This is a genomic window from Streptomyces sp. NPDC058534, from assembly GCF_042717365.1.
GTDB lineage: Bacteria > Actinomycetota > Actinomycetes > Streptomycetales > Streptomycetaceae > Streptomyces.
This window is the reverse complement of record NZ_JBHXNW010000029.1, coordinates 910-7,721: the sequence shown is the minus strand read 5'-3', so window position 1 is coordinate 7,721 and position 6,812 is coordinate 910. Positions and strand designations below refer to the sequence as shown.

The window sequence follows — 6,812 nt, the reverse complement described above, 5'->3', positions numbered from 1 at the left end:
TGCTCTCTCTGCCGGGGGCTCGGTTTATCGCCCCCCCCCCCTGGGCCGGCCCCCCCGCTTCGGGCCGGGGCCCCCTTCCCATGCGCGCACTCCTCGACGGCCCTGTCAGGCGTCGAGCACCTGCCCGGCCCGCCGGACTACCGGAGGCTGAACGGACCACGGGAAGTCGATCCACTCATCGGTCCGCCGCCACACGTACTCGCACTGGACGAGCGAGTGCGACTTCTCATAGATCACCGCGCTGCGGACCTCGGCGACGGTGTCGAGGCAGAAGTCCCGCACCAGCTTGAGCGTCTTGCCGGTGTCGGCGACGTCGTCGGTGATCAGGACCTTCTTGTCGGAGAAGTCGATGACGTTGGGGACGGGCGCGAGCATGACGGGCATGTCGAGCGTGGTCCCGACCCCCGTGTAGAACTCGACATTCACGAGATGGATGTTCTTGCAGTCGAGCGCGTACGCCAGCCCACCCGCCACGAAGACCCCACCGCGGGCGATGGAGAGCACTATGTCCGGCTCGTACCCGTCGTCGGCGACGGCCTGCGCGAGTTCCCGCACGGCGCCGCCGAACTGCTCGTAGGTCAGATTCTCCCGAACATCACTCATGCGCGCGTCCTGCTCATACCTGGGTTCATACCTGGGTCCGATGGAAGTTGAGGAAGGAGCGGGAGGCGGTCGGCCCCCGCTGCCCCTGGTAACGGGACCCGTACCGCTCGCTCCCGTAGGGGTGCTCGGCCGGCGACGTGAGCCGGAACATGCACAGCTGCCCGATCTTCATGCCCGGCCACAGCTTGATGGGCAGGGTCGCGAGATTGCTCAGCTCCAGCGTCACGTGCCCCGAGAACCCGGGGTCGATGAACCCGGCGGTGGAGTGCGTGACCAGCCCGAGCCGCCCGAGCGAACTCTTCCCCTCCAGCCGCGAGGCGAGATCATCGGGCAGCGAGACGACCTCGTACGTACTGGCCAGCACGAACTCGCCGGGATGCAGGATGAACGGCTCGTCGCCCTCCGGCTCCACGAGCCGGGTCAGATCCGCCTGCTCCACGGAGGGGTCGATGTGCGGGTACCGGTGGTTCTCGAACACCCGGAAATAGCGGTCGAGGCGCACGTCGATGCTCGACGGCTGCACCATGGAATCGTCGAACGGATCGATCCGCACCCGCCCGGAGTCGATCTCGGCCCGGATGTCCTTGTCTGAGAGAAGCACGCACCGAGGATACGCAAGGCGCGCGGAGCTGCGACAACCGCCGCCGCACCGCGCGCCCGATCCCTGCTCGGGATGGACCGCTACCGCTCCTGCGAACCCACCGGCACGGCACTCCGCAGCCGCGCACACCGCGGACATCGGACCAGCCGGCCGGGGCCGAGTCGCTCGGCCTGCTGCATCGGGAACGAGGCGGCGGTGAACACGTGCCCATCGGCACAGCGGACGACGGTGGTGCGCTCCATCAAGTCCTTCAAGTCCCTTCCCCAAGAGCCGCGTCGGGCTGTCTACCCTGACGACAAATGCCACAGTACGGGATGAAAGAGACGACTCTCCAGGCGGCACTCCGCCCTCACTCACACCCTCTCCAACGCCCCCACCGTACGCCCCAAAGTACGCGTCAACTCGGCCCGCCCGCAGCCGCATCCCACCGCCCGGAACGACCACCGGCCCCACGGCGGAGACACCGGGGGCCAGCGATGGGGTAGAGTGAGCGAGCGTCCAGGCACCGACCGTGGTCGGCGTCTTACGCGGGTGTAGTTTAATGGTAGAACATCAGCTTCCCAAGCTGAGAGCGCGAGTTCGATTCTCGTCACCCGCTCCACAACGAAGGTCCAGGTCATCGACTTGGGCCTTGCTTGTTGTCTAGACCAGTTTGCGCAAAGGGTGGTCAAGTCGCATAAGAAAAGGGCGGTTTGCGAGCAGACTGCGACTCGTCCCCCGACCTACCGCTAGGCAGGCACCATGTCTCCCAGCGCCTCACGAAGAGCCGTGCCCACGACAGGCCCCGCCACGGCCACCTGCAGAAGCTCATCACCCTTCATATAGCGGTAGCTCTGCGGAGGGTGGAAGGTCCCCGCAGATCGCAACGCGCTCAGCGTTCCTCCATCGTGAGACCGCTCGCCTGGGTCGCGCCGCTCATGCGGCGGAAGTGATCGACTGCCTGACCGCGGCTGTGTACGGGACCGCGGTGTTCGATCGATCAGGTTCGCCACGCGCCGAGTCGGGCCCGGGTCTGTCCGGTGGACGAGCTGCCGGGGTCCGGGGGCGGTGTGTGCACGGCCAGTCGCGTCGGTGACGGCTGGGCGCCGAGGCAGTCGGCGGTCAGCGCGCTGTGGACCGCGTGGACGGCGAGAGCCACGTCACGCGACGGCTGCACTGTGGGTTCGTCCTCACCACCACAGCAATGGACGTGGTGGTGCTGCGGGGGCTCGTGCCGCTGGGAGTGTTCGTCGGCCGACGCGGGTGTCTGTCCGTGCGGCGCCGCGACGAAGCGACCGGTGACAGCTCGTTCCGTCCCTGGCACGGCTGGACTGTGCGCGCAGGCCAGCAGGTGCAGCAGCGCGGCGAGCAGCACGAGCATCGCCGCCGCGGAGCGTGCCACGGAGCGACTGCGAGGGGGCGCCAGCCTGTCCAGCATCAGGACGGAATGTAACTCCTCGCACACTGTCTGCGTCTGTCTGTGGCTACCCGCTTCGTGACTCCTCGTTCGCCGCAGCACCCGGGCTCGCGTCGTCACCGTGTGCCGGCCGATGGGAGTGTCAGGTTCAGTTGATAGCCGCCGTCCGCTGTTGGGCCGTAGGTGGTCGTACCGCCGAGCAGTTCGGCCCGCTGGCGCAGGCCGGTCAGGCCGTAGTGGGCGCCCGGGAGGGAGAGCGCGGGCCGCGTCGGCGGTGAGTTGGTGACGGTGACCCGGACCGTTGCGTGCTCGTGGCAGATGCGTACGGCTGCTCTCGCGCCGGGGGCGTGCTTGCGTACGTTGGTCAGGGCCTCCTGGACTGTGCGGTAGATGGCGCGCTGGACGGGCGGGGGGAGGTTGTCCGACAGGTCCGTCCGCAGGTCGGTCTCGATACCGCTGTTGTCGACCAGTCGCTGAAGATCAGCGAGAGAGGGCTGCGGAACCAGCTCCGCAGGACCGCCCCCGGCGGTGCGCAGGACGCTGACCATGTGCCGCAGCTCTTCCAGCGTCTGCACACTCAACTTCCGGATCGTGGCTGCGGCTTCTCGGACGTCGGCGTTACGGCTGCCGACCTGGAGCGCCCCGGCCCGGACCGCGATGAGGCTGACCTGGTGAGCGACGACGTCATGCATTTCGCGGGCGAGCGCGGCCCGTTCCCGGGCCAGCACGGTCTGGGCGGTCAGCTGCCGTTCGTGGTCGCGTGCCCGGGAGATCTCCGCGAGCCGCAACGACAGATCGCGCCGGGCCTGCACCAGCTGACCGAGGAAGACGGGTGCGGCTGCCGTCGCCGCCGTATAGCCGAAGGCGATGAAGGTCGATGGCGCCGAGAACTCGAATCCCGGCGACGGCAGCGAAACCAGGTTGCCGACAGTGAACGCCACGGCGCAGACGGCCAGCAGCGTGCGGCCCCGGGTGAGTGACGCGAGCGTGTAGAGGGCGGCCAGGGCCGCGAAGACCGCGTCGGAGAGAAGAACGGCGGGGAGGGTGAGCAGGAACGTGACTCTGGGCAGGCGTCGGCGCAGGACAAGGGCGCAGGCAGCGAGGAGGGCGCTGGCTGGGCGCAGCGGCTCGGAGATGTCGGCATGGACCCAGACATCGAGCAGTGCCGCTGCGACGAGGAGGGCGTCCAGCAGCGGGGCGGGAGGGCGGCGGATGCTCATGGTTCCTCCTCGTCCCGCGGTGGCCGGAGGAAGCCGGCGCGTTCCGCGAGCAGGGCGGCCTGGACGCGGCTGCCCACCTCCAGCTTGGCCAGGATGGCGCTCACGTGGTCCTTGACCGTGCCGGTGCTCAGGTGCATCCGTGCGGCGATGTCGGCGTTGGTCAGCCCCTCGGAAGCGGCTGCGAGCACGGCGCGCTCGCGCTCGGTGAGCCGGTCGAGGCGGCGGATGGCGTCCTGCCGCGGGCCGGCGTTCAGGTAGCCGTCCACGACGGTGCGGGTGACCTGTGACGACAGGACGGTGCCGCCGTCTGCCAGAGTCCGCACCAGGGAGGGCAGGTGCTCCGGGTCGGTGTCCTTGAGCAGGAAGCCGGCCGCGCCCGAGCGAAGTGCCGTGGCGACGTACTCGTCCATGTCGAACGTCGTGAGCATGGCCACCACCGGAGGGTGCGGCAGCCCGCGCAGGTCGGCCAGGACGGTGAGGCCGTCCACGTCGGGCATGCGGATGTCCAGCAGTACGACGGCGGGGCGCCGCTCCCGTGCCGTTCGGACCGCCTGGCCGCCGGGAACCGCCGCCACGACCTCGATGTCGTCCGCAGCCTCCAGGATGTGCTGGAAGCCGGTACGGATCAGCGCCTCGTCGTCGACCACCATCACCCGGATCATGCGTGCTCCACTCACCATCGGCCCCACTGTCCGATGCGTACCCACCACCGGGCGCATCTCCCGCGGCCGGGACCGACAACCGCCAGGTGGCGGGGTTGCTCCAGCCGGTCGGCGGGGCCGTTCCGGACAGGTGCCGGATGGGTTCACGAGCGGCCCTGCCCGACCCTGGAGGCAGCAGGTGGTGTCCCGTCCACCATCCGGCCGAGTGCCTGATCAACTGTCGCGGACGCATCCAGTCGCTCCGTCACAGTCAGTACTCAGGCGATTCGGTCGTGTCCGCCGTTGCGGCCTTCTGCCGGGCAGAAAGGAGATCAGCCGGATGTCGATCTGCCTGACGTTTCTCTGTGCTGTCGCTGGAGGCGACTCGAGTCGGCCGATCTTGGGTGACGTGGCCATGAGCAGGTGCGGCCCGGCCGGCGCGGACGCCATCGGAGGAGTTCTGCCCCGATGCTCCGCGGTTGTCCGGGCTCCTTCCCCCCGCTGCGCTCGGACTGCTCGTGCGCTCGCCCTCACGGCCGAGGTTGAGCCTGCGCTGCGCGACCTCGACTACGGCCAGTGGCGCGACCGCACCACTGCCGAAGTCGCGGCCACCGATCCGTACGGGCTCTGTGCCTTTCTGACGGACCCGGATGCCGTACCCCACGGGGGTGAATCCGTGCGCCAGCTCTGCCAACGCATCTCGAACTGGCTCAGCAGCCTGCCGTCACAGAGGGGGTGCGCAGTGGCGATCACCGAGCCGGCCGTAGCTCGGGCCGCGGTGGTCCACGCTCTGGCGGTACCGGTGAGAGCGTTCTGGCACATCACGGTGCCACCTCTGGCCATGGCTACCCTGCGTTCGCAGGGCGGCCACTGGAGTGTGCACTTCGGTCCCACGCCTCGGGTCGAGCCAGGCCGTACGCCTTGGGATCACCTGATCAGTGCCTGAGTGTCTCGCCACGCGGCGACCATGGAGGCGGGGGCTGAACGGTGATGTCGCGAAGCGCTCTCGTGGCGATCCGGTCGACGCAGGTGATGCGTCAGTCATTGTCACGCCTGCCGCTCGGCCGATAGCCCCGTAGGATGGGCGCGTGACCAGGAGCACCCGATCAAGCAGCCGCCCGGCGGGGCGGCTCCTCGCGCTGCTGGTGATGACGGTACTGGCCGGTGTGCTGGGCATGCACGGCCTCGCGCCCGGAGCGGTGCCGTCGGCGCAGGCGGGTGCCGGCCACGAAATGGTGATGGCAGCGGCGGACGGCGTTCCGCACGCAGGCGGGGGATGCACGCACACGGACGGTGGATCGAGTCATCTCGACCACGCCGACGGGACGTGTGCGGCTGCCGGTATCGGTTCGGCGTACACGCCGCCCTCCCTGACCGGCGCCCCGCTGGACGCTCCCCCGGCCCCGGCGCACGCTGCGGCGTTCTCGGGGTCGCCCCATGACGGGCGGGCCCCGCCCGACCTTTCCGAGCTGCAACTCCTGCGGATATAGAGCGGCCCGCTCGGCACCCCTTGTACCCGGTGTTCTCCGGTGACGGGTGCCGTGCCTTCGCACGCCCTGACATCCCTTCCACCGCGCGCCGCGAAACGGTGCGCGTCAAGGAGTTGCACCATCATGATCCGCAAGCGTTCACTCGTACGTCGTACTGCCGCCGTTGTCGCCGCGGGTGCGGCAGCGCTCGTCCTTGCCGCCTGTGGTGGCGACGGCGACAGCTCGGCCGGACACGACGGCCACAACGCCACCGCATCCTCGTCCGCCTCCGCGTCGGCCTCGGCGTCGCAGGGGCAGCACAACGCTGCCGACGTGGCCTTCGCGAAGGGGATGATCCCCCACCACCGCCAGGCCGTCGAGATGGCCGACCTCGCGCCCAGCCGCTCGCAGTCGGCCGAAGTGAAGAAGCTCGCCGCCGACATCAAGAAGGCCCAGGACCCGGAGATCAAGACGCTCTCCGGCTGGCTGACCTCCTGGGGCGAGGAAGTGCCTGCCGAGGGCGCCATGGACCACTCCATGCACGACATGGGCGGCATGATGACAGCCGAGGAGATGACCGAGCTCGAGAACGCCTCGGGCAAGGCGTTCGACACCGCCTTCATGGAGATGATGATCAAGCACCACGAGGGCGCGGTCGAGATGGCGGAGACCGAACAGGCCGATGGCGCCCACGGCCCGGCCAAGAAGATGGCCGGAGAGATCATCGCCTCGCAGAGTGCGGAGATCGAGCAGATGAAGACGCTGCTCGGCAAGGACTGACCTCATCGCGTCGGCGTGGGGGGGGGGGGGGGGGGGGGGGGCGCCCCCCCCCCCCCCCCCCCCGGGCCGCCCCCCCCCCCCCCCCCCGCAACGCCACCACAC

The 6,812-nt window shown here is 69.4% G+C and carries 9 protein-coding genes and 1 tRNA gene; 4 read left to right on the top strand and 6 right to left on the bottom strand.

Features of this window, described 5'->3' with window-relative positions; all coding sequences use genetic code 11:
- Positions 1-105 precede the first annotated feature (105 nt).
- From ACFWR9_RS19180 to ACFWR9_RS19170, 3 genes are all read right to left on the bottom strand, one after another.
- The gene (locus ACFWR9_RS19180) at positions 106-603 is read right to left on the bottom strand and encodes a phosphoribosyltransferase (protein ID WP_383843341.1); all 498 of its coding nucleotides are present in this window, start codon (positions 601-603) and stop codon (positions 106-108) included.
- A 25-nt stretch (positions 604-628) separates the two neighbouring features.
- Entirely contained in the window at positions 629-1,204 is a 576-nt protein-coding gene (dcd, locus tag ACFWR9_RS19175; RefSeq protein WP_055418772.1) for a dCTP deaminase, read from the bottom strand.
- An 80-nt stretch (positions 1,205-1,284) separates the two neighbouring features.
- Positions 1,285-1,446, bottom strand: coding sequence for a hypothetical protein (locus ACFWR9_RS19170; protein WP_383843338.1), 162 nt, complete (start codon positions 1,444-1,446; stop codon positions 1,285-1,287).
- Positions 1,447-1,731: 285 nt separating this feature from the next.
- Between ACFWR9_RS19170 and ACFWR9_RS19165 the strand changes: the two genes are divergently transcribed.
- A tRNA-Gly gene (locus tag ACFWR9_RS19165) sits at positions 1,732-1,805 on the top strand.
- 378 nt (positions 1,806-2,183) lie between these two features.
- On the opposite strand, the gene ACFWR9_RS19160 is transcribed toward ACFWR9_RS19165, so the two are convergent.
- The 3 genes from ACFWR9_RS19160 to ACFWR9_RS19150 all read right to left on the bottom strand — a co-directional run bounded on the left by ACFWR9_RS19160 (position 2,184) and on the right by ACFWR9_RS19150 (position 4,482).
- On the bottom strand, positions 2,184-2,585 hold the full coding sequence (locus tag ACFWR9_RS19160; RefSeq protein WP_383843335.1) for a hypothetical protein: 402 nt from the start codon (positions 2,583-2,585) through the stop codon (positions 2,184-2,186).
- A gap of 131 nt (positions 2,586-2,716) precedes the next feature.
- On the bottom strand, positions 2,717-3,820 hold the full coding sequence (locus ACFWR9_RS19155; RefSeq protein ID WP_383843332.1) for a sensor histidine kinase: 1,104 nt from the start codon (positions 3,818-3,820) through the stop codon (positions 2,717-2,719).
- A complete protein-coding gene (locus ACFWR9_RS19150; protein ID WP_383843329.1) occupies positions 3,817-4,482 on the bottom strand; it encodes a response regulator in 666 nt (221 codons plus the stop codon). The genes ACFWR9_RS19155 and ACFWR9_RS19150 overlap by 4 nt, the downstream gene beginning before the upstream one ends.
- On the opposite strand from ACFWR9_RS19150, the gene ACFWR9_RS19145 reads away from it, so the two are divergent.
- From ACFWR9_RS19145 to ACFWR9_RS19135, 3 genes are all read left to right on the top strand, one after another.
- Positions 4,403-5,407: a histidine phosphatase family protein gene (locus tag ACFWR9_RS19145; RefSeq protein WP_383843326.1), complete on the top strand. Its 1,005-nt coding sequence runs from the start codon at positions 4,403-4,405 to the stop codon at positions 5,405-5,407. The two genes, ACFWR9_RS19150 and ACFWR9_RS19145, sit on opposite strands and share 80 nt — an antisense overlap.
- 142 nt (positions 5,408-5,549) lie before the next feature.
- Positions 5,550-5,951, top strand: a complete 402-nt coding sequence (locus ACFWR9_RS19140) for a DUF6153 family protein (RefSeq protein WP_383843323.1) — start codon at positions 5,550-5,552, stop codon at positions 5,949-5,951.
- 123 nt (positions 5,952-6,074) lie between these two features.
- Positions 6,075-6,710: a DUF305 domain-containing protein gene (locus tag ACFWR9_RS19135; protein WP_383843319.1), complete on the top strand. Its 636-nt coding sequence runs from the start codon at positions 6,075-6,077 to the stop codon at positions 6,708-6,710.
- Positions 6,711-6,812 lie beyond the last annotated feature (102 nt).